Source organism: Mesorhizobium sp. Pch-S, assembly GCF_004136315.1.
Lineage (GTDB): Bacteria > Pseudomonadota > Alphaproteobacteria > Rhizobiales > Rhizobiaceae > Mesorhizobium.
In genome coordinates, this window is sequence record NZ_CP029562.1 from 3,666,558 (window position 1) to 3,686,202 (window position 19,645).

Annotated in this window: 19 protein-coding genes and 1 pseudogene; 4 read left to right on the forward strand and 16 right to left on the reverse strand. The window is 60.7% G+C overall.

From position 1 onward, the window contains the following. The first annotated feature begins 10 nt into the window (after window positions 1-10). On the forward strand, window positions 11-1,051 hold the full coding sequence (locus C1M53_RS17195; protein ID WP_129413342.1) for an LLM class flavin-dependent oxidoreductase: 1,041 nt from the start codon (window positions 11-13) through the stop codon (window positions 1,049-1,051). A 468-nt stretch (window positions 1,052-1,519) separates the two neighbouring features. Here the strand turns inward: C1M53_RS17195 and C1M53_RS17200 are convergent, their stop codons facing one another. Next, entirely contained in the window at window positions 1,520-1,918 is a 399-nt protein-coding gene (locus C1M53_RS17200) for a VOC family protein (protein ID WP_129413343.1), read from the reverse strand. Between the two features lie 99 nt (window positions 1,919-2,017). Between C1M53_RS17200 and C1M53_RS17205 the strand changes: the two are divergent. After that, window positions 2,018-2,724: pseudogene (locus C1M53_RS17205) on the forward strand (YafY family protein). A 79-nt stretch (window positions 2,725-2,803) separates the two neighbouring features. Here the strand turns inward: C1M53_RS17205 and C1M53_RS17210 are convergent. From C1M53_RS17210 to C1M53_RS17225, 4 genes are all read right to left on the reverse strand, one after another. Beyond that, window positions 2,804-3,922, reverse strand: a complete 1,119-nt coding sequence (locus tag C1M53_RS17210) for a porin (RefSeq protein WP_129413344.1) — start codon at window positions 3,920-3,922, stop codon at window positions 2,804-2,806. Between the two features lie 512 nt (window positions 3,923-4,434). Continuing rightward, the gene (locus C1M53_RS17215) at window positions 4,435-4,806 is read right to left on the reverse strand and encodes a MarR family transcriptional regulator (protein WP_129413345.1); all 372 of its coding nucleotides are present in this window, start codon (window positions 4,804-4,806) and stop codon (window positions 4,435-4,437) included. A 354-nt stretch (window positions 4,807-5,160) separates the two neighbouring features. Then, window positions 5,161-6,219 carry an ATP-binding protein gene (locus C1M53_RS17220; RefSeq protein ID WP_245488180.1) on the reverse strand — a complete coding sequence of 353 codons (1,059 nt, stop codon included), beginning with the start codon at window positions 6,217-6,219 and terminating at the stop codon, window positions 5,161-5,163. Window positions 6,220-6,321: 102 nt separating this feature from the next. Beyond that, on the reverse strand, window positions 6,322-7,023 hold the full coding sequence (locus C1M53_RS17225) for a response regulator (protein ID WP_207213012.1): 702 nt from the start codon (window positions 7,021-7,023) through the stop codon (window positions 6,322-6,324). A 244-nt stretch (window positions 7,024-7,267) separates the two neighbouring features. Between C1M53_RS17225 and C1M53_RS17230 the strand changes: the two genes are divergently transcribed. Next, a complete protein-coding gene (locus C1M53_RS17230) occupies window positions 7,268-7,531 on the forward strand; it encodes a DUF6074 family protein (protein WP_129413346.1) in 264 nt (87 codons plus the stop codon). Window positions 7,532-7,617: 86 nt separating this feature from the next. Here the strand turns inward: C1M53_RS17230 and C1M53_RS17235 are convergent, their stop codons facing one another. Further along, a complete protein-coding gene (locus C1M53_RS17235) occupies window positions 7,618-8,175 on the reverse strand; it encodes a helix-turn-helix domain-containing protein (RefSeq protein ID WP_207213013.1) in 558 nt (185 codons plus the stop codon). A 28-nt stretch (window positions 8,176-8,203) separates the two neighbouring features. On the opposite strand from C1M53_RS17235, the gene C1M53_RS17240 reads away from it, so the two are divergent. Then, the gene (locus C1M53_RS17240; protein ID WP_129413347.1) at window positions 8,204-9,019 is read left to right on the forward strand and encodes an alpha/beta hydrolase; all 816 of its coding nucleotides are present in this window, start codon (window positions 8,204-8,206) and stop codon (window positions 9,017-9,019) included. Window positions 9,020-9,361: 342 nt separating this feature from the next. On the opposite strand, the gene C1M53_RS17245 is transcribed toward C1M53_RS17240, so the two are convergent. From C1M53_RS17245 to C1M53_RS17290, 10 genes are all read right to left on the reverse strand, one after another. Next, window positions 9,362-10,213, reverse strand: coding sequence for a fumarylacetoacetate hydrolase family protein (locus C1M53_RS17245; RefSeq protein ID WP_129413348.1), 852 nt, complete (start codon window positions 10,211-10,213; stop codon window positions 9,362-9,364). 19 nt (window positions 10,214-10,232) lie between these two features. Next, the gene (locus tag C1M53_RS17250) at window positions 10,233-10,979 is read right to left on the reverse strand and encodes an SDR family NAD(P)-dependent oxidoreductase (protein ID WP_129413349.1); all 747 of its coding nucleotides are present in this window, start codon (window positions 10,977-10,979) and stop codon (window positions 10,233-10,235) included. Window positions 10,980-10,992: 13 nt separating this feature from the next. Further along, a complete protein-coding gene (rhmD, locus tag C1M53_RS17255; RefSeq protein WP_129413350.1) occupies window positions 10,993-12,174 on the reverse strand; it encodes an L-rhamnonate dehydratase in 1,182 nt (393 codons plus the stop codon). A 29-nt stretch (window positions 12,175-12,203) separates the two neighbouring features. Then, window positions 12,204-12,986, reverse strand: a complete 783-nt coding sequence (locus tag C1M53_RS17260; protein ID WP_129413351.1) for an SDR family NAD(P)-dependent oxidoreductase — start codon at window positions 12,984-12,986, stop codon at window positions 12,204-12,206. A 13-nt stretch (window positions 12,987-12,999) separates the two neighbouring features. Then, complete coding sequence (locus tag C1M53_RS17265; RefSeq protein WP_129413352.1) at window positions 13,000-13,413, reverse strand: hypothetical protein; 414 nt, start codon at window positions 13,411-13,413, stop codon at window positions 13,000-13,002. Then, window positions 13,410-15,038: a GMC family oxidoreductase gene (locus tag C1M53_RS17270; protein WP_207213014.1), complete on the reverse strand. Its 1,629-nt coding sequence runs from the start codon at window positions 15,036-15,038 to the stop codon at window positions 13,410-13,412. The genes C1M53_RS17265 and C1M53_RS17270 overlap by 4 nt, the downstream gene beginning before the upstream one ends. A gap of 25 nt (window positions 15,039-15,063) precedes the next feature. Beyond that, window positions 15,064-16,071 carry an ABC transporter permease gene (locus C1M53_RS17275; protein ID WP_129413354.1) on the reverse strand — a complete coding sequence of 336 codons (1,008 nt, stop codon included), beginning with the start codon at window positions 16,069-16,071 and terminating at the stop codon, window positions 15,064-15,066. A 12-nt stretch (window positions 16,072-16,083) separates the two neighbouring features. Further along, window positions 16,084-17,613, reverse strand: a complete 1,530-nt coding sequence (locus C1M53_RS17280; protein ID WP_129413355.1) for a sugar ABC transporter ATP-binding protein — start codon at window positions 17,611-17,613, stop codon at window positions 16,084-16,086. 88 nt (window positions 17,614-17,701) lie between these two features. After that, window positions 17,702-18,682, reverse strand: coding sequence for a substrate-binding domain-containing protein (locus tag C1M53_RS17285; RefSeq protein ID WP_245488181.1), 981 nt, complete (start codon window positions 18,680-18,682; stop codon window positions 17,702-17,704). A gap of 89 nt (window positions 18,683-18,771) precedes the next feature. Then, window positions 18,772-19,551 (reverse strand): FCD domain-containing protein, encoded by a 780-nt coding sequence (locus C1M53_RS17290; protein ID WP_129413356.1) that lies wholly within the window; start codon window positions 19,549-19,551, stop codon window positions 18,772-18,774. Between the last annotated feature and the right edge of the window lie 94 nt (window positions 19,552-19,645).

Below are 19,645 nucleotides of genomic sequence, written 5' to 3' on the forward strand. Positions count from 1 at the left end.
AGTACGATCGATGACGAAGCCCATCATTCGGCGTCTCGCTTTCCTCACGCCGGGCAATTATCCAGACAACGATCCAGCCGCCGGTTTCGAAAAGACGCTGCAGCTGTTCGAATTCGGCGAGGACATCGGTTTCGATGGGGCCTGGGTCAGGCAGCGCCACCTGGAACCCGGTATCTCCTCGGCCGCGGCCTTTCTGGCGGCGGCCAGTCAGCGCACCCGCAGGATCGAACTCGGCACCGCGGTCATTCCGATCGGTTATGAAAGCCCTTATCGGCTGGCGGAAGATCTTTCCACCGTCGATGTCCTGTCGCGCGGGCGGCTCAATGTCGGATTGAGTGCCGGCACGCCTCCGCATGCCGAGACGCTGGGGCCGCTGGTGTTTGATGGTGACTGGCGCAGCTTCGATTTCTCACATGAGCGGGTGTTGCGTTTTGTTCGTAATCTCAAGGGGGAGCCAATTGGCGCGCCGGGCGCAATCGTCGAATTTCCTGGCGGCCGCGTCACGCCAAGACTCCAGCCTTATGCGGCCGGCCTTTCAGAGCGGATCTGGTATGGCGGCGGCTCGCTGCGATCCGCCGAATGGGCAGGGCGCAACGGTCTCAATCTCTTGATCGGCAATGTGACTTCGGGTGAAGGTACGGACGATTTCTTCGAAGCCCAGCTTCGGCAACTGGAAGTTTTCAAGGCTCAGGCCGGCCACGGTCGTGTCGCGCTCGGCCGTGTCATCGTCCCTTTCGATGGTGCCGACGCAGTGACGCGCCAGCGCTATCGCGCCTATGGCGAGGGCCGGGACGATAGGACAGGCAAACCGCATGGCGAGCGGCGCACATTGTTCGCGCGCGATCTGGTAGGCCCATCGCAGGCTATCGTGGAGGCGTTGCTCAGCGATCCCGTGTTTGCTGAAGTGGAGGAATTGCGCCTCGAACTGCCTTACAGTTTCCGGCACGAGGACTACGAGCAGATCCTGTCCGATGTGGTGGAACACATCGCGCCGGTTTTCGGATGGGCAGAAAAGACTGCCGAAACAAAGTCGGCACCTGCTTCAGCCTGACAATTTGCGCGAGTCGGCGGCGTTCAAGATACCGTCCGGGCGGCGTCAGCGTTCGTCAACGTCGACACGCTCCTGGTCTTCGGTCGAGATGCTCGGTGCCATTCGATCATTATGGTCGGTATGGAAGGCCAGTTTGCGCTCCCAGGGATCGAAAAACCTGACGATCGAGCGCGCTGTTTTGGCCTTATGGCCAAAGTGGTTTTCTTTCATACTGAACATGGCGCAGGTTCCCCTTCTGCGTTACTCACCCGAAAAGCCGTCGAGTCGACAGGATATCCAGACGGCTTGCCTTGCAGTGTCTGACACCCCCCGCACCATCAAGGCAGTCTACATCTAAACGGACCAAGATGAAGGCGCTTACTCCATTTGGGGCATCAGCCATGACAATTGCGTGTCTGTCTGTAACGTATTTGGCAGAATGCTGTGCTCAATCGGTAAATGCTACAGAAGCGCGGCTACCTGGTACGGTCACAGCACTCCGAACCGTTTCCTGGCGGCATCGGTGGCAGGCATGAACAATGCGACGATCGTGCCTTCGGGGTCGCGGAACTGCATCGAGCAGTTCCCCCAAGGCATCATCTTGGGTTCGTGCACCAGCTCGACCTTGCCCCTCAGCCGGTCAAATTCGGCATCGACGTCGTCGACCATGAATTCGATGATCGCCGTGCGGTTGGCGGATGGCTCGGCGCTGCCTTCCTTGAACAGGGCTACCGTCTCCGCACTGCCGATCGCAAGCGTGGCCGATGGCATGACAATCTCGGCAAAGACAGGGGCCAGCCACTCGGCGCGTTGGCCGGTCACCGTTTCGTAAAAGCCGACCATGCCTTCCACGTCGGAGGCGATCAGGCGAATGGATGCAAATTTCATCGTTTGTGATCCTTCAATTTGGCGCGACGGATATGACGTCGCGACAAGCTTGTGGCACACGCCTGTTGCCACCATAATGGCAGTAGGAGTCAGCATCGCATGCGTCGTGCAGATCGATTGTTTCAGATCATCCAAATCCTGCGGCGGTCGAGCCGACCGGTGACGGCCGCGGCCTTGGCCGCGGAAATCGAGGTATCAAAACGCACCGTGTACCGTGATGTGGCCGATCTCATCGGCCAGAGGGTTCCTATCGTGGGAGAGGCAGGTTTCGGCTACCTGCTGGCTCCTGAATACGACATGCCGCCGCTGATGCTGACGCCTGACGAACTCGAGGCCGTCGTGCTGGGATCGCAATGGGTTGCGGCGCGTGGCGACAGGGTGCTCTCAGGCGCAGCCAATGATGTCGTGGCCAAGATCGCGGCAGTCGTCCCCGAACGCCTGCGGCAGTTCATCGTCGCACCAAGTGTCGGTGCCAAGCCGGGAAGAACTATGTCGCCGGACCCGGTCGACACGACGGAACTGCGGATGGCGATCGCGAAGGCAGGAAGCTGCGTTTGCGTTATCGGTCCGAAAACGGCGAGGAGACGGACCGCATCGTCTGGCCGGTTATCCTGGGCTACGATGAGGCGACACGGCTGATCGTCGCCTGGTGCGAGTTGCGGCAGGGGTTCCGACATTTCCGCACCGACCGGGTGATACAGGCCACGGTTCTTGCGGTTGCCAATGGCCTGCGCAAAGGCGAGTTGCGTCGCCGCTGGGAGCTTTGGCGCGAACAGCAGCGCCGGGATCGAATTCAGCACGAGTGAGGTGCTGACTTTGTCCGCCAGCCACAAGCTGGAACCCGGCCGTTAGGCCGGGTTCCGAGATCCAATTCAGGACGACATTCTAGAAATCGCGCTGGAAACGAAGCACGCCGCCGACCCCGTCGCTCTTGGCGTGGTACTTGCTGGCAGACTTGTTGAAATAGTCCACTTCGCCCGTGACCGTGAAGCCCGGAACGAGCTGATGCGCAATGTTCGCGGCGAGGGCAAAGGTCTTGCCCTGGTCATAGGAGGCCTGGACGTTGAACGCGGTCTTCTCGTTGAACTTGTAGGTGCCGCCGCCCCAGACAGCCCACTTGCCATCCCATGGCTTGTAGAAGCTGCGCAGCGAGTTCTTTTCGGTGCCATAGCCACCGAGCACGAACAGCGAAATCTGGTCGGTTGCCTTCACATCCAGGCGGACCTTGCCGGCCCATTCTTCATAAGCGCTGTTGTAAGCTGCAACGCCGGAGATGGAGCCCCAGCCCTGGGTGTACTTGGCACCTGCGACCACGTGCGGAACGTAGCTGTCGATGGTCTGATTTGCGGCTCTGGCAACCCACAGACCGGCATCATTCTTGACGCGGGTGTTGTAGCTGCCCGATCCCTGTTCCAGCGAAACGATCGCCGAGAAGCCGTTGCCGGCATCAAACGTGTAGCTGATCAGATTGGTGTCGTATTCACCGAAGGGGATGAAATCGTCGTTGATGACGTTGCCGGCATAACCCGAGAAGGTGTTGAAAGCCGATTCATCCTTACCGACGCGCAGGCCACCAAGCTGGATCCATGCGAAGTTCAGCGTGACATCCTTGTTGCGGGCGTTGGCGTTGTCGCCGCTGTTGCCGAAATTGAAGCGGGTTTCGGTATAGGTCTTGAGGGTTCCGAGCTCGGTTTCCTGGCCGGTCCAGGTCTTCAGTGTGAAGCGGGCGTTCTTGGCATAGGTGTCACGCTCACGGCCATTCAGGCGGTCTGTCGTCTTGACGCCGCCGAAATCGCCGAGACCTACGTCATAGCGCACGTAACCGCCAACACGCAGGCAGGTCTCGGTGCCCGGGATATAGAAGTAGCCGGCGCCGTAGACGTCGCAGATCTTGACGTATTCAGCGGGTTCCGGCTCGGCGACGACGACGGCGTCGGCAGCACGCGCACCGGAAACCGCGAGCAGTGCCGCAGCCGAGCCGAGGAGAAGGCCCTTAACGTTCATTTCAAACTCCTGTCTTTGGAAACGTGTCCTCGAAAAGGCAGAATCTTTTTCCTTTTCGTGCGAAGCCATCGCATCGAATCCTGCTGTCGGCAAATTGATTTCAGATTCTATCGAATAGTTGTTGCCATAGTTGTTTCATATGTTGTGAGAATGCCACGATTTAATTCGGATCCTGACCATTTTAATACTTAAGGTAAGGAATCTAACTAAAATTATTTCACTAAAGTATTGTCCGTGGAGTCGTAATCCATTCAGTTGTGCAGTATATGAAAAGCACATCGACCTCCAGTCGATGGGCGGTTCCGTATCGGTGTATCCCCTGCAGTCGAAACGGGACCGCCATCTAATCAGATTTTGATTAGATCCGAATCTCTTTCGATTATGATTTCAGATGTTCTTGGATTGATTTTACGCTATGAGCCTGGCGTCGAGTGGAATAAAAAACCAGTCGACCGGTAGTTTGCAATTGCTTTCAAGCGTACCTGGGTCTGGCCAGGATGTGACGATTTTTCTTACCTGTTGGTGAGAAAACGATTGGATTTTGGCTGTCTCATCGAAATGCGACGAAGGATTTTCGTGGCGATTTCCAGCTCCGCTGTATCGAACTCGGACAAGATGTCTTCATGCAGTTCGCTAAGCATTTCTTCGAGCTTGGCAGCGAGGGTCGTGCCTTCTTCGGTAAGCCAGAGGGCTTTTGCACGTTGGTCCTTCGGATCTTCGCGACGTTCAATCAATTTGGCCGCTTCAAGCTGGGTAATCATGTCGGCAAGCGTCGCTGCGCGAATGCCAATGCTGTTCGCGACCTCGGATTGCCAGACACCATTTCCCAGTCTCGAAACCCAGATCAAAGGCATTGCGCGGGCTTCGGAAATGTCGTGGCGCATGAATTTCCGCTCTGCGTGGGAACGCCAGCGTCTGTCAGCGCGAACCAATTCAGATACCAAGTCCCGACGCGCGCTTTTCAAGTCAAACCGCCTCTATTCCAACTGCACTTGCATTTCGGGCGGTCCTGCGGGCCCTCCTCACCTGCCGGCTTCCCTTGCCCCAATGTCCGATCGAAAGATGTCATGGCACTGAGAGCGCGCCTTTTATCACATGCTGCAAAGGTCGCGATTGCATGGATGGTTCGTGGAGGTTTCGTGGAGCAAGGCCGTTCGACGTTATAAGGATGCCGGCGAATCCTTTGCAGCGCAAATGAGCGGACAAGTCTGCTGCAAGCGACTGTGAGCCGGCTCGTCTCAGCCAGAAACAGCTTTCCCATCCGTGTCAGGCGAGAGCGGCAGCGAGATCTCGATGACAAGACCGCCGCTTGGCGACGTGCGGGCCACGGCATCTCCGCCATGTGCGCGCAGGATGGCTCTCACGATGGCCAATCCCAATCCGCTGCCCCCACTTTTACGAGAGCGAGATTCGTCGGCTCGCCAAAACCGCTCGAACATTTTTTCGTGGCTTTCAGGAGGGACGCCCGGACCGGAGTCGGAGCAGCGAATGATTCCGGTCAAGCCGGAAACAAAGGTCTGCATGTGCACCGTGCTGTGCGGAGCGTAGCGGTGCGCATTGTCGAGTACGGCCAACAGTGCCTGGCGCACGCGATTGCGGTCGACTTTGCATGGAACGGACTGCAGGTCTTGCTCCAGCCTTATACCTGCGGCCGCCGTTTCCGGTTCCATGGCACCGGCGATTGCCTCGACTTCGCGGGCCAGGTCGACCATTTCCAGATCCAGATCGAGATGGCCGGCGCTGGCAAGTCCAAGGGTCCGCAGGTCTTCGACGAGATGCGTCAAACCGTCAACGTGGGCGATGAGATTGCCGTACAACTCTCTGGTCGGCGGAAAGACACCATCGGCCATTCCTTGCAAACGGCCCCGAAGGATCGTCAGCGGCGTGCGCAGTTCGTGCGCGATGGCGGAGTTCGAGAACCGCAGTTCGGATTCGGCGGTCTCCAGGCGCCAGGCCATCGTGTTGAAATCGCTGATCAGCGTTTCGGCTTCCCCAAAACCATTCTGGACCACCTCGGCGCGGGCGCTGAAGTCTCCGCTGGTGATGGAGCGAAGCGCTTTGGCGACGGTTTCCAAGGGACGTAGAATTCGACGCGCCAGCCTCCATCCGACGATACCTGCCGCAACCAGGCTGATCGCAACAAAAATGGCGAGTGCGATGAAATCGGTCAGTACCCAATCGCTCTCCTCACCCTGGATCGCGACGGGCACAAGCCACTCATAATTGTAGTAGTAGAGAATGCCACCGAAGAACATGACTGCGAGCGCCAGCAGCGTCACAGCACTGATCGACAGCATTACCTGACTGCTGAGGGTTCCCTTTCTCATCGAGGTCCAGTCAATCAACGAGAGGCGTCGGGTTGGTCGGCCCGGCAGTGCACATGGAGCGCATCGTGGCCCCTAGTGACAGCTCGAGACGAGCTTGTAGCCGACGCCGCGCACTCCGGTGACAAGACCATCGGCTCCGGCCGAAGCAAGCTTGCGCCTCAGATTGCTTACATGGCTGTCCACCGTACGTTCCAATGCTTCTCCTTCCGGGAGACATGCGTCGACCAACTCGCCGCGCTCGAAAACCCGGTTCGGCGAACCGGCCATATGGGTCAGAAGGCGAAATTCGGTCCGGGTCAGCTCCAGTGAGATCTCACCCCTTACCGTTTCCACTGATGCCATATATGCGCTGGGGTCGATTGTGAGAGGTCCAACCCTGATCGCGGTCCCCGCATCTCGCCCCCGGGTTCGTCGCAACACGGCCTTTGCGCGGGCGACAACCTCGAGGGGGTTGAACGGTTTAACGACATAGTCGTCCGCTCCGATGCGGAGAGCCTGCAGCTTGTCCAGGTCTTCCGCGAGCGCAGTGACCATGATGACAGGAGTGTCGCCTCGTCTGCGCAGGGCGGCGAGCACTTCATATCCGTCCTGTCCTGGCATCTTCACATCCAGAATGATGATATCGGGCCGAAGGCGCAGATGGTGCGCCAGTCCGGTCGGACCGTCATTGGCGCTGACGGTCCGAAAACCCTCCCGGCCGAAGTAGGTCTCAAGAATGTCGACGATTTCGGGCTCGTCCTCGACGAGCAGTACAAGCGCGTTTTCCACCATCATCGGCAACTGTCTTCCGGCGTGCTGTCGTCCGCTGTTTTCCGTCGTCTGGCGATGGTCTGGCGGCTAAAATTGCAAGAGCGCTCCCGTCATAACCCACCCTTGATGGGCGCTTGATCGCGCTGAGTTCAGGATGTGTCGATATTGTGTGGAGTTTTTGTGGAGTCTCGAGGGCGTTTTGAAGGGGAAACAAACCGGGTCTGGCAGAAGCTGAAAAAGGGTTCGGTTCACTGTTGGTAAACCATCCATGGTCGATCGTCCCGACATGGCTGAATTGATTCCCTTTCCACTTCATTCCCGCGCAATCCTGGTTCGCTCGATTTCCGATGATCTGGAGGTCGTTCATGGTCCGAGCGCCAACGCGTTCTGGCGAGAGCGCATTGCCGGTATCGTCGCCGGGTTGCGCGCGGACGGTGTCGCGGATGACGCGATCCGAGTGGAGATTCTTGGCTTGCAGTCCGCTGTTCAGTCAGAGTTGCAGAGACGCGCCCGCTCGGCGGCAGTGCTTTAGAACCGGATCATTGCCGCTAAACGGTGCTTGCGTTTTTCTATCTCGGTTGCCTGATATGACCGCGGCGCGGTCCATGCCCCGGGTGATCAGTCGCGATGGAAATCTGCGACAAAAAGCTTGCCGGCATCGCTTGCATCCGGGGGGAGAACCTCGCCACAGGCCTTGCAGTGCACTTGGGCGACAAATTCCGCCCCACATGAATGTCTCAGGACAAAGGGATCAGCACCGCCGCCGAGATTCTCACGTCCCCAGCGCTTCAATGTGAGCAGCACGGGCGACAGCGCTCGACCGGACGGCGTCAACCGATACTCATAGCGCGGAGGATGTTCGCTGTATGGGACGCGCGTGAGGACACCGTGTTCCTCAAGCTTGCGAAGTCGAACAGCGAGAATGTCCCGCGGCGCCCCGGTGTGGCGGGCGATGTCGGTGAAACGCTGAGGACCGTAAAACAATTCACGGACGACGAGCAGGCTCCATCGATCGCCAACCACCTCCAGGGCATCGGCGATATTGCAATGGCGTGGAACCTCACTTGGCGGAATCGAAAGCATGCCGAAACTTAATCTCCGCAGGGTTTGGAAATCAAACCAAATAAGAGTTGTGTTTTCAAACTCACTATGCAACGAGTAAGTTGGAAAATCCAACTTACTCGTGAAGGGCTCAGATCCCGGCATGACCCCGCAGCATGACACCATCCCCGGGCCCGCCCCTCGTATCGAAGCCTTTGCTGATCGCCTGTTGCGGGTACGGCGACCGCCCGTAGACACACTGACCAAGGGCGAAACAGAGATTTCGCTTCTAGTCACGGCGCCGGGCAGTTGGCCGGATGGTGCCGAAATCAGGGTGAATTTGCGTCGGCGTGGCGATGGACCAAACGTTCTGCTGGTGCACGGCTGGGAGGGCGCGCCGTCCGACTTCACGGTGATCAGTGACAAGTTGGTGGCAGCAGGCTTTTCCCTTTGGTCGCCCGACCTGCCGGGTCACGGCCGCTCCGATGGTGAACGTCTTTCCATTCCACTCGCTGCGCGCGTTCTGCACGCGGTTGCTGCCGAAGCTGGCTCGTTTGCATTGGCTCTCGGCCATTCCATTGGTGGCGCCTGCCTCGTCCACGCGTTGGCGGGAGGCCTTGCCGTCGAACGTGTCGTGCTTCTGGCAACGCCCACGCGTTACGGAAGTTTCGTTCGCTTTGCCTCCGCACAGGCAGGATTGAAGGGATTGGCCGTCGAGGCGCTGATGGAACTCCTGCATGATCTGATTGGTGAACATCCCGACTGGATCGACATGCGTCGTCAGGCGGCGGCCATGCAGAAGCCGGCGCTGTTCGTGCATTCGACCGATGACAGGATCGTGTCCTTCACGGCGGCAAAAGAGGTTGCTTCAATCTGGCGTGGTGCTCAATGGATGGCTGTCAACGGCCTCGGCCACGGGCGACTTCTTGGGGACGCAGACGTCGTTGCCCGTGTGATTGCATTCGCGTGTACCGGCTGAGGAAAGTGGAGATGGTGCACGCGATTTGCCTCGGCACCAAGCCTGGTCATCGGTAGGCGGCCGATAGGCCATCCGGAACTCGTGTCACACCACAATCAGCGATTTGAAAGGCCATGCGGAGTGTTCAGTTGGCGGGGAGAGCGCTCTTACATTTGAGCGATCTGCCTCGCGACTATCGATACAATCGCCACAACCATCACAATCCCCAAAGCCGACAGGAATGCGCCGATAAATAATGGTGAATAGGATTTTCTGTATTCATGGCCTTTGCCAAGATAACGCATCTGAAGAAGTCCTCTCGCGCTGGCAAAACGATGTTGGGCATCGAGGCATTGCGATCGTTCATGGATTGGCGTCCGCCCGGAACGTCTGGCGCTGGGTGCCGAGGCCCTCGATACCGAGTTCGACGACGTCGCCGTCTTTCAGGTAGCGCGGCGGCTTCATGCCCATGCCGACGCCTGGCGGCGTGCCGGTGGAGATGATGTCGCCGGGATGCAGGCTCATGAACTGTGACAGGTAGGAAACCAGGAAAGCCACGCCATAGACCATCGTCCGGGTCGAACCGTTCTGCATCGTCTCGCCATTGACGGTGAGCCACATCTTGAGATCCTGCGGATCCTTGACCTCGTCCCTGGTCACCAGCCATGGCCCGGTCGGGCCGAAGGTGTCGCAGCTCTTGCCCTTGGTCCATTGTCCGGAGCGCTCGGTCTGGAACGCCCGCTCCGACACGTCGTGGGCGACGCAGTAGCCGGCGACATAATCCAGCGCCTCGGCTTCGGAGACATATTTGGCGGTTCTGCCGATGACGACGCCGAGTTCGACTTCCCAGTCGGTCTTGAGCGATCCGCGCGGGATGAGGACGTCGTCATCCGGTCCGACGATGGCCGAGGTGGCCTTCATGAACACCACCGGCTCTGGTGGCACCTGCAGGCCGGATTCGGCGGCATGGTCGGCATAGTTGAGACCGATGCAGATGAACTTTCCCGTGCCGGCGACGCAGGCACCGAAGCGCGGCTTGCCGGAGACGGCCGGCAGGGCCTTCGCATCGAGCCTGGCAAGGCTGGCGAGCGACGCCGGATCCAGGGCCTTGCCGCCGATGTCGGCGACGTGGCCGGACAGATCGCGGATGGTGCCGTCCGCATCGACGAGACCGGGCTTTTCGGCGCCGGCGGCGCCATAGCGAACAAGTTTCATATGTGGTTTCCTTGGCTGTTCAGTAGGTGGCCCGGCCGCCCGACAGGTCGAAGACGGAGGCGGTGGTAAAGCTGTTTTCTTTCGAGACGAGCCAGGCAACCATGTTCGCGGCCTCGTCGACTTCGAGGAAGCGCGCACGAGGGATTTTCGAAAGCATGTAGTCGATGTGCTCCTGCTTCATCTGATCGAAAATGCGGGTGCGTGCAGCTGCCGGAGTGATCGCGTTGACGGCGATGTCGTATCCGGCCAGTTCCTTGCCCAATGATTTCGTCATGCCGATCACCGCTGCCTTGGATGCCGAATAGGCCGATGCATTCGGGTTGCCCTCCTTGCCGGCGACGGAGGCGATGTTGACGATGCGGCCGTAGCCACGCGCCTTCATGCCTGGGACGATGGCGCGATTGACGTAAAAGGCACCATTCAGGTTGATGTCGATCACACGCTTCCAGTCATCGAGCGGATAGGCGTCGAGGGAATGATTGGGACCGGCGATGCCGGCCGAATTCACCAGGATGGCGATCGGCCCGCTCCCGGATTCCGCCTGGGCCGCCGCCGCGACGACGGCACCGGCATCGGTGATGTCGACCACGACGGCTTTGGCTGCATCGCCCAGTTCGGCGGTTGCCCTCGCCAGTTCCCCGGCATCCATGTCCCACAGGGAAACTTTGGCGCCGGAGGCGATGAAACGCCTGGCGATGGCAAAGCCGAGGCCTTGCGCGCCACCGGTGACAACGGCCGTCTGCCCGGCCAGATCGATCTGATTCATGGAGTGGTCCTTCTCATTCAAAAGGCGTCAGCATGGCGCGATCGGCGATCTCCATGCCGAAACCCGGAGCGTCACCAACGACCAGCTTGCCGCCCGTTGGCATCGGCTCGTTCTTGAACAGGCTGCCGAACACCGGCAGCACCGTGCGGCCGTCGGAACTTGCAGCGACATATTCGCAGTAAGGCGAGTTCGGCTGCGAAGCGATGAAATGGTAGGAGTAGGGGCCGCTGCCATGCGGGATGACAGGAATGTCATAGGCGGAGGCATGGGCGGAAATGCGCAGCAGTTCGGTGAGTCCGCCGACCCAAATGACATCGGGTTGCAGGATGTCGACCGCCCGTTCCTCGATCAGGCGGCGGAAGCCGTAACGCGAATACTCGTGCTCGCCCGTCGTCCAGCGGATGGTCGGATGCGCCTGCTTGATAAGCCGCAGGCCCTCGACATCGTCGGGATGCAGCACTTCTTCCCACCAATAGATGTCGAGCGGCTTGCACGCCTCGGCCAGACGAATGGCGTAAGGAACGTCCAGCGACATGTAGCAGTCGACCATCAGCGGATAGCCGGCTCCGACCTTTTCGCGATGCGCAGCGAGGAATTCGACATTGGCGCGCAAGCCGCCTTCGCCGTCGGATGGACCGTGGGGAAGCGGCACCTTGCCGCCCCAGAATCCCATCGCCTTGACGGCATCCGGTGCCGGGCCGGTGCAGTAGAAGCTGATCTCGCTGCGGCTCAGGCCTCCGATCAGATTGTAGACCGGTTCCCCGCGCAGCTTGCCGACCAGATCCCAAAGGGCGAGGTCGACGACGCTGATTGCCGCGACAGTCAGGCCCTTTCGACCATAGAACATCGAGGCTCTGAAGAGCTGATCCCAGATGCGGTTGATGTTGCGGGCGTCCTGGCCGATGAGGAAGCGGGAGAAATGATTGCGGATCAGCCAGAGCGCGGGAGGGCCACCGAAGCCGGTGGCAACGCCGACAGCGCCGGAATCCGTTTCGATCTCGATGACGATCGAGCCGAGCACGCCGATGCCCCAGCTCGTGCGGCTCGACTTGTATTCGGGGTAGGCGGACATCGGGTTGCTGATCAGCGTGTCGATCAGCCAATGCCCTTCTTTCTGCCGGTGATAGTCACCGCCGTTTCCCTGGCTTTCGACGAGATAGGTGCGCACGGCGGCTATTCGAAATTGAGAACTCACTTTGTGCTCCGCTGCTCTGGTGCGTTGACCTATTGGAGGTTGACGAACATGCCGCCGTCCACCAGCAGCGATGCGCCGGTGACATAGGCGGCCATGTCGGATGCGAGGAACGCGACGCAGGTGGCGACATCCTGCGGCTGGCCGATGCGACCCAGCGGGATGCGTTTGCCGAAATAGGCGAGCTTTTCCGCATCCTCGAGGTCTTCGCGGTTCAAGTCAGTCAGGATGGCGCCTGGCATCACGGAATTGCAGCGGATGCCGTAGGGACCAAGCGCGATCGCGGTGGACTGCATGAGTGAATGCAGGCCGGCTTTGGTCGGGGTGTAATGCGTCTGCATGCCGCCCCCGACAAGCGCCGAGATCGAACTGGTGGCCACGATGGCGCCCCCCGTTTTCTGGTTCTTCATCCGGTTTGCTGCGGCCTGGCAGATATGGAATGCACCCTCGAGATTGACGGTCACGGTGCGCTGCAACAGCTCCGGTGGCATGTCGAGGAAGGTGTGGAAGGGACAGATGCCGGCATTGGAAGACAGAATGTCGACGCCACCGAAGGCTTTCACCGCGGCATCGACCAATGCTCTCGCCGTGGCGGGTTCGCCTATGTTGCCCTCTACGGTCACGCATCTGCGCCCAAAGGCCTCGACTTCGGCGACCACGGCGTCGACGGCCGAGGCTTTGCCATAGCTACCATCGTTCTCGCCGAAGTAGCCGAGCACCACGTCCGCGCCCTGCCGCGCGAACTCGGTCACGATGGCGCTGCCGATACCGCGTGATCCGCCGGTGACGATGGCGCGTTTGCCTTCAAGCAGCATGAGCGTTTCTCCTTCAGACCGCGCGAGGGGCAAAGCCGGCTTCGAGTACGGGCATCAGCAGGTCTTCGAGATCGGAGACCTCGACGCGTGCCGGCTTCGGCTCACGCCCGGCAAAGCCGATCGTGGCGCGCACCTGCGGCGACAGGAAATAGATCGCGGCGATTGTCTCGCAGAACGCATCGTAGGCGGCGCTGTCGCGAAGCTTCAGGGCCGTGAGTGCCGCTGCCGGCTCGATGCCTGTTGCTTCAGAAACAACAGCGCGCAGTCGGCCCGGCAGGTCTGGTGCATAAGTCTCGGCCTGAACGAGCAGCGGTCCCGATACCCCAGCCTGGCTGGCACAAATGGCGTCACGCGCCGGGGGGATCAAAGTGTCCGCGAGCCGGTCAAGGACGCTGCATTCGAGGGCTGTCAGCGGTTCGTTGCTCATGACGCCATCCTCTGGCTTGCGCGGTTGGCGACGACATGGGCGGCGCTCCAGGACGCAAAGGCGGCGATGGTGGCCGTTGGGTTGACGCCGGCCGAAGTCGGCCAGACGCTGCCATCGACGATGTAGAGATTGGCTATGTCATGGGCGCGGCCATGGCGGTCGACAACGCTGTCCTGCGGATTGTCGCCCATCCTTGCCGTGCCGAGGATGTGCCAGCCGGATTCGCGGCTTTGTGGTGCTGTGACGGTGCGGTAGGCGCCGGCCTCGACCAATGACTCCCTTGCCCGCTCGGCCATGAACTTCAGCATGCGCTTCGAGTTCTCGCCGGTCCGGTAGTGAATCTTCACGCCCGGCATGCCGGTGTCGTCCGTCGCCGTGGTGTCCAGCTCGATCCGGTTTTCAGTATCCGGCAGATCTTCGCATATGATGCCCCAGGAGACCGAACGGCCGAAACGGCGGGCGAACTCCTCATGGAAGCTTTCACCCCACAGCTGGTTCTCGTCTCCCCAGGGCCAGCGGCGTGCGATCTGGGCCGGGCTGCCCGTCGGCTGCAGACTCCATTTCGATCCGCGCACGAAGTCGCGATCCCTGGATGTCTCGTAGAATTGCAGTGTGTAGGCGACCTGGCCCCAGGCGCCGCGATAGCTTTCCAGCGGTGCATCGAAAAGGCCGACGACAGCTGCCGTGGGGTGCAGCATCAGCCGTCTGCCGACGAGACCGGAACTGTTGGCGATGCCGTCTTCTCGCCCCGGGCGTCTGCTCGACAGGAGCAGGCGAGGCGTGCCGACGCCATTGGCCGCGACGACAACGATCGCTGCCTTGGCGAGATGTTCCTTGCCGGTGTTTCGATCGACATAGACCGCGCCTCGCGCCAGTCCGTTCCGGTCGATTTCTATTCTGGTCGCGCGCGCGTTGGTAACCAATCGCACGCCCTGGCCAAGCAATGCCGGCCAGTGGGTGCGATCGGTTGAAGCTTTCGCCTTTTCGACACAACCCCACATGCAGGCGGTGCGTTGCTGGCAAGGCTCCATGCCATTGCGCGGGACGGTGGCGATGGCGTTGGTGCCGGGCCACCAATGCCAGCCGAGCCGGTTCTGGGCCGCAGCGACAAGGCGTCCCGCCTTCGTCAGGTCCACCGGCGGCAACAACTCGTCCTGTCCCGGATACATCGGGTCGCCGGCGACGCCTGACACGACGAACTCGCGTTCCGTGCGCGCGTAATGCGGCATCAGGTCTTCATAAGAAATCGGCCAGTCGTCCGCGACGCCGTCCAGAGTGCGGACACGGAAATCGCTGGGCAGGTTGCGCATCCAGTTGGCGGCCCAGGAAATGGACGACCCGCCGACACCGTTCCAATAGAGTGGGACAATGTCGGATTGGTCGACCGAGATCGGAAAGTCGCCGGAATTGTCGCGTTTCGTCGGCACATATTGCCAGTCACGGGAAGCGGTCAGTTCGAATCCCGGTCGGTCGGAAATGGCCTTGGCGTAGTCGACCCAGTCGCCCTGTTCGAGGCAGACCACACTCATGCCTGCTTCCGCGGCACGCCTGGCGAACACCGCTCCGGACGGCCCGGATCCGATGATCAGGACATCGCAGTCGATCGGCTTTGGCGTGTCTGCCATGGCTGTGTTTCCCGGGCTCATTGTTTCATGCGCCCTTGAGATTGCGCCGCGCGCCATAGCGGGAGGCAAGGATGTTCAACAGCACCGCGGCGACGATGATGATGCCGCTGACGACCGGCTGCAGGTACGAATTGATGCCCATCAGAACGAGGCCGTTGCCGATCAGGGAAATGACGAAGATGCCAAGCAGCGTCCCGAGGATCGAACCGCGCCCACCGGTCAATGCCGTGCCGCCGACCACGACGGCGGAAATGACACTGAATTCCAGGCCGCTGCGCGAAACACTGGCGTCGCCGACTCCGTTGCGCGCGGTGAGCAGGATCGCGGTTATCGCGGCCAGGAAGCCGGCAATCACAAAGAGCATGACGCGGATGTTGCGCACCTTGATGCCGGCCAGATGCGCCGCACTGGCATTGCCGCCGATGGCAAAGATCGAGCGTCCAAAAGCCGTCTTGCGACTGATGAAGGCAAACAGGCCGAACAGAACGAACATGATGATGGCCGAGACCGGGATTCCCAGCAACTCCCCGCCCAACCAATCGAGGAAATCGTTCGGCGGAATGGTGACCGGGACGGAATCGGTAAGGTAAAGCGCAAGGCCTCCCAGCGCGCTCCACAGACCCAGGGTGCCGATGAACGAAGGAACGTCGAAAAAGGCTCGCAGGATACCCGGCACTGCGCCGAGGGCACAGCCAATCAGGGCCGTCATGAGGAAAGCCAGAACGATCGGCAATTCCTCCGACTTCAACAGAAAGGCGAAACAGACCGACAGGAACGCGACCATCGGGCCGACGCTGATATCGATTTCGCCCGAGATGATGATCAGCGTGGCGCCCCAGGCTGCGATACCGAAGGTGGCGGCATCGCGCAGGATCGAGACCTGGTTTCGGAACGTCAGGAAGTTGTTGGCGTAGAGGGTGAACGCCAGATAGAGCAGGGCAATCACCACCAGCAAGCCGATCTCGTTCATGCGCTGGAAATCGAGACGGCGCTTTGGCCTGGCGACGTCGGTGGAGTATGTTGATGGGGCCATGGTCCTGTCGCCTCAATGCGCTTGATCGGAGATGCTGGCTGTCATCAATGTGTCGGCACTGATGCCCGGAGCGACGAATTCCCCGACGATGCGTCCGTCGCGCAGCACCACCACGCGGTCACACACCTTCGGTAGCTCTTCGATCTCGCTGGAGACGAAGATGATGCTCTTGCCCTCCGCAGCGAGCGCACGGATGATTGCGTAGATCTGGCTTTTGGCCTCGACGTCGACGCCGCGTGTCGGCTCGTCGAGCAGCAACAGTCGCGAACCGGCATGGACCCAGCGGCCGATAACGATCTTCTGCTGGTTGCCGCCGGAAAGTGTGCCAATTGGCGTCGTCGTGTCCGGCGCCTTGACGCTCATACGCTCGATGATCTGGCGCGTAGCGGCGGCCACCCGCCGCGCCGACAGCACACCGAAGGTGGTGACCTGTCCCGCATCGCTCATCACCGTGTTCTCGTCGATGCCGAGAAGCGGCACGATGCCGTCGTCCTTGCGGCTTTCGGGCGTCATGCCGAGCCCTCGTTTCAGCATGCCGGCCCAGTTCTCGTCTGTTACGTCGACTCCGTCGAGGACAACGCTGCCGGCATCGGCGCGCTCCTGACCTGCGATGATGCGGAGCAGCTCGGTGCGCCCCGACCCGAGCAAGCCGGCTATGCCAAGGACCTCGCCGCGCCTGAGATCGAAGCTGATATCGCGAAGTTTGGGCGGGTAGCTGATGTTGCGCACCGCCAGCAACGTGCCGCCCGCGCTGCGCGGTATCACCAGGTCGTCCTTCCTTTCGTCGTGGCCAAGCATCATGCGCACGATGTCGCTTGTGTCGGCGGTGCCGATGTCGAGGGTTGAAACGATGCGACCGTCGCGCATCACGCTCGCCGTGTCGGCGATCTCGCGGATTTCGTTCATGCGGTGGCTGACATAGATCAGGGCGATGCCGTGCTCGCGCATGCGGCGGACCGCCGAGAAAACCTGTTCAACCTCGGCCGCCGCCAGCGAACTCGTCGGCTCGTCGAGGATGACCATCTTCGGCTCACCCATCATGGCACGCGCGATCTCGACCAGCTGGCGTTCGGCCGGACTGAGTGCCGCGATCGTCGTGGCCGGATCGACGGAGAGACCGAGCAGGGCCAGGGCTTCTTCCGCTCGCCGTCGCATGCCCCGATGATCGAGAACACCCCATCGACGGGGCCATGCTCCCAGGAACATGTTCTCTGCGATGCTGATGTCGCTGACCAGGCTGAGCTCCTGGTAAACGGAGCGCACGCCAAGAGCCGAAGCTTGGCGCGTGCGGTTTTCGCCATTCTGGTCCAGCGGTGTACCGACCAGGGTTACCGAGCCCCGGTCGGGCGTCTCGGCACCCGTCAGCAACCGGATCAGGGTCGATTTTCCGGCGCCGTTCTTGCCGAGCAGCGCGCGTACCTCGCCCGGTTGCACGGTGAAGTCGACATGATCCAGCGCCACCACCCCGGCATAGCGCTTCAAAGCGCCAGCGATGTGGGCGATGGGCTGGACTGGATGTCGCGATGCTGCGGATGCCGCCATGAGATTGTTTGCACGATAATGTGGATTTTGCCGTTGCCGGCGCGAGGAGGCGGGCCGGCATGCGTGAAGCCGAGCAACCTATCGCGTCTTACGGCAAGCCGTCGGGGTGCGCCTCCAGCCAGGCTTTTGCCTGGTCGGCGCTGGTATAGAGATCGATCGGATTCGGCACGATCAATTCGCCCCGAGGCTCCTTCTCGATTGCCTTGACCGCCTGCTGCAGTGCCAGTTTGCCCAGCGCCTGACCCGAGACGTCCACCGTGCCGCGCATCACGTCGCCGGCAATGATCTCCTGGGCGATCTCGGTGGTCATGTCCGAGCCGTAGGCATTCATCTTGCCAACATTGTTGGTCTTGCGGATCGCCTTGGCCGCGCCGAGCGCGGCGCCGCCGGATTCGCCCCACAAGGCGTCCAGATCCGGGTTGGCGGTTATGATCTTCTCGCCCGTCGAGATCGCCTTGTCGAGGATCGTAGCCTCCTGGTTGGCGACGATCTTGAAGCCCGGAACCTTCTCGCCGAGCGCCTTTTCGAAGCCGAGGCGGCGTTGCACGCAGACATCGACGAATTCGCAATTGAGGATGCCGATCTTCGGCGCGGTCTTACCTGCCTTGATGAAATCCGCAGCCGCGACCTCGCCGATCTTGTAGCCGAACTGGAAGGGATCGCCCACCGCATAGGCGTAGACGTATTCCTTCATGCTCTTTTCGTTGATGCAGGTGTTGTAGCAGACGATCGGGATGCCGGCCTCGTGCGCACGCTTGACGGCACGCACCGAGCCGTCCGGTGATACTGCCGACAGGATGATGGCCTGCACGCCGGCCGAAACCAGGCGGTCGATGAACGATGCCTCCTTGCCGACATCGCCACCGGCATTGGTCTCGATGATCTGGACATTCTTGCCCAGTTCGCTGCCGCCGACCTGAACACCCTTGCGCACGCCGGCATAGAAACCCTGCGCGTCGAGATAGATGGCGCCGACGGTCAGTTCACCGTTCTCGGCAAAGGCCGGGTTGCCGGCAGTTGCTGTAGTCAGCGCAAGCGCTGCTACGGCTGTTTTGAGTTCCCTCAGCAAGTCGAAATCCTCCCTCTGATGACGCTGCTCCCTCAGCGCAGGGTCATCATGGCGGAAATCAACATGCAGTCAACTGGTAATCTTGTAAGCTAAGTTGCCTTTTTCGCTTTTCTTGATTTGCCGACTGGCGTGTCGCGTTGAGTCCTGGCAGTGCCGAGGCTCTGCATGGCATCGTATGTGGTGCGGTTGATCGAACTCAGATGGGCCTGCATGGCAGCGGCAGCGGCATCGGCATCACGCGTGGCAAGTGCGTCGACAATGGCTTCGTGTTCGGCGGCGCTGCGATCGAGAACGCCCGGTGTCTGCGAGGCAACGCGGCGGTACTCCATGCCAAGTTCGTAGAGGCTGCGCGCCACCACTTCCATGAAAGGATTGCCGGCGATCTTCATGATCTGCTCGTGGAATTCCAGGTCGAGCACCCGGAAACCGACAGGGTCCCTGGTCAGGCTATGACCTGCGGCGACCATCTCGCGCAGCCGCGCCAGCGTTGCATTGTCGACGAGCGGTGCACCCAGGCGGATCAGTCCGACCTCGATGATAAGTCGCGACTGGTAGAGCGCATTGACGTTGCTCTCGTCGAGGGAGATGACGAATTGCAGTGGTGCCAGCAGACGGGAGACCTCGAGGTCGGTGACATAGCAGCGTCCCCCCTGGCGGCTTTCCACCACTCCCATGATCGCGAGACCACGCAGTGCTTCGCGCACCACTGGCCGGCTGACCTGCAACGCCCCGGCCAGGTCGTTTTCCGAAGGCAGCACGTCGCCCGCCTTCAGGTTGCCTGATCGCACCAGTTCGAGCAGTTGGTTGGCTACCCGTTCGGCCGCTGCTGGGGCGCGCTGAAGCGGAATGATCTTTTCGAGTTGTTGCATCTGGCTCTCCGCATCTCTGGCCGCAACCGGAAGCGGCGCGTCTCTGCCTGCAAGGGTGAAGGCAAGGGCGCGATTCTGCAATCTGCAAACTTGT

What these genes read in the sequence shown, in the direction of transcription:
- C1M53_RS17195 (WP_129413342.1), top strand. Translation starts at nt 11, where the DNA reads ATGACGAAGCCCATCATTCGGCGTCTCGCTTTCCTCACGCCGGGCAAT.
- C1M53_RS17200 (WP_129413343.1), bottom strand. Translation starts at nt 1,918, where the DNA reads ATGAAATTTGCATCCATTCGCCTGATCGCCTCCGACGTGGAAGGCATG.
- C1M53_RS17210 (WP_129413344.1), bottom strand. Translation starts at nt 3,922, where the DNA reads ATGAACGTTAAGGGCCTTCTCCTCGGCTCGGCTGCGGCACTGCTCGCG.
- C1M53_RS17215 (WP_129413345.1), bottom strand. Translation starts at nt 4,806, where the DNA reads ATGCGCCACGACATTTCCGAAGCCCGCGCAATGCCTTTGATCTGGGTT.
- C1M53_RS17220 (WP_245488180.1), bottom strand. Translation starts at nt 6,219, where the DNA reads ATGCTGTCGATCAGTGCTGTGACGCTGCTGGCGCTCGCAGTCATGTTC.
- C1M53_RS17225 (WP_207213012.1), bottom strand. Translation starts at nt 7,023, where the DNA reads ATGATGGTGGAAAACGCGCTTGTACTGCTCGTCGAGGACGAGCCCGAA.
- C1M53_RS17230 (WP_129413346.1), top strand. Translation starts at nt 7,268, where the DNA reads ATGGTCGATCGTCCCGACATGGCTGAATTGATTCCCTTTCCACTTCAT.
- C1M53_RS17240 (WP_129413347.1), top strand. Translation starts at nt 8,204, where the DNA reads ATGACCCCGCAGCATGACACCATCCCCGGGCCCGCCCCTCGTATCGAA.
- C1M53_RS17245 (WP_129413348.1), bottom strand. Translation starts at nt 10,213, where the DNA reads ATGAAACTTGTTCGCTATGGCGCCGCCGGCGCCGAAAAGCCCGGTCTC.
- C1M53_RS17250 (WP_129413349.1), bottom strand. Translation starts at nt 10,979, where the DNA reads ATGAATCAGATCGATCTGGCCGGGCAGACGGCCGTTGTCACCGGTGGC.
- C1M53_RS17260 (WP_129413351.1), bottom strand. Translation starts at nt 12,986, where the DNA reads ATGCTGCTTGAAGGCAAACGCGCCATCGTCACCGGCGGATCACGCGGT.
- C1M53_RS17265 (WP_129413352.1), bottom strand. Translation starts at nt 13,413, where the DNA reads ATGAGCAACGAACCGCTGACAGCCCTCGAATGCAGCGTCCTTGACCGG.
- C1M53_RS17270 (WP_207213014.1), bottom strand. Translation starts at nt 15,038, where the DNA reads ATGGCAGACACGCCAAAGCCGATCGACTGCGATGTCCTGATCATCGGA.
- C1M53_RS17275 (WP_129413354.1), bottom strand. Translation starts at nt 16,071, where the DNA reads ATGGCCCCATCAACATACTCCACCGACGTCGCCAGGCCAAAGCGCCGT.
- C1M53_RS17280 (WP_129413355.1), bottom strand. Translation starts at nt 17,613, where the DNA reads ATGGCGGCATCCGCAGCATCGCGACATCCAGTCCAGCCCATCGCCCAC.
- C1M53_RS17290 (WP_129413356.1), bottom strand. Translation starts at nt 19,551, where the DNA reads ATGCAACAACTCGAAAAGATCATTCCGCTTCAGCGCGCCCCAGCAGCG.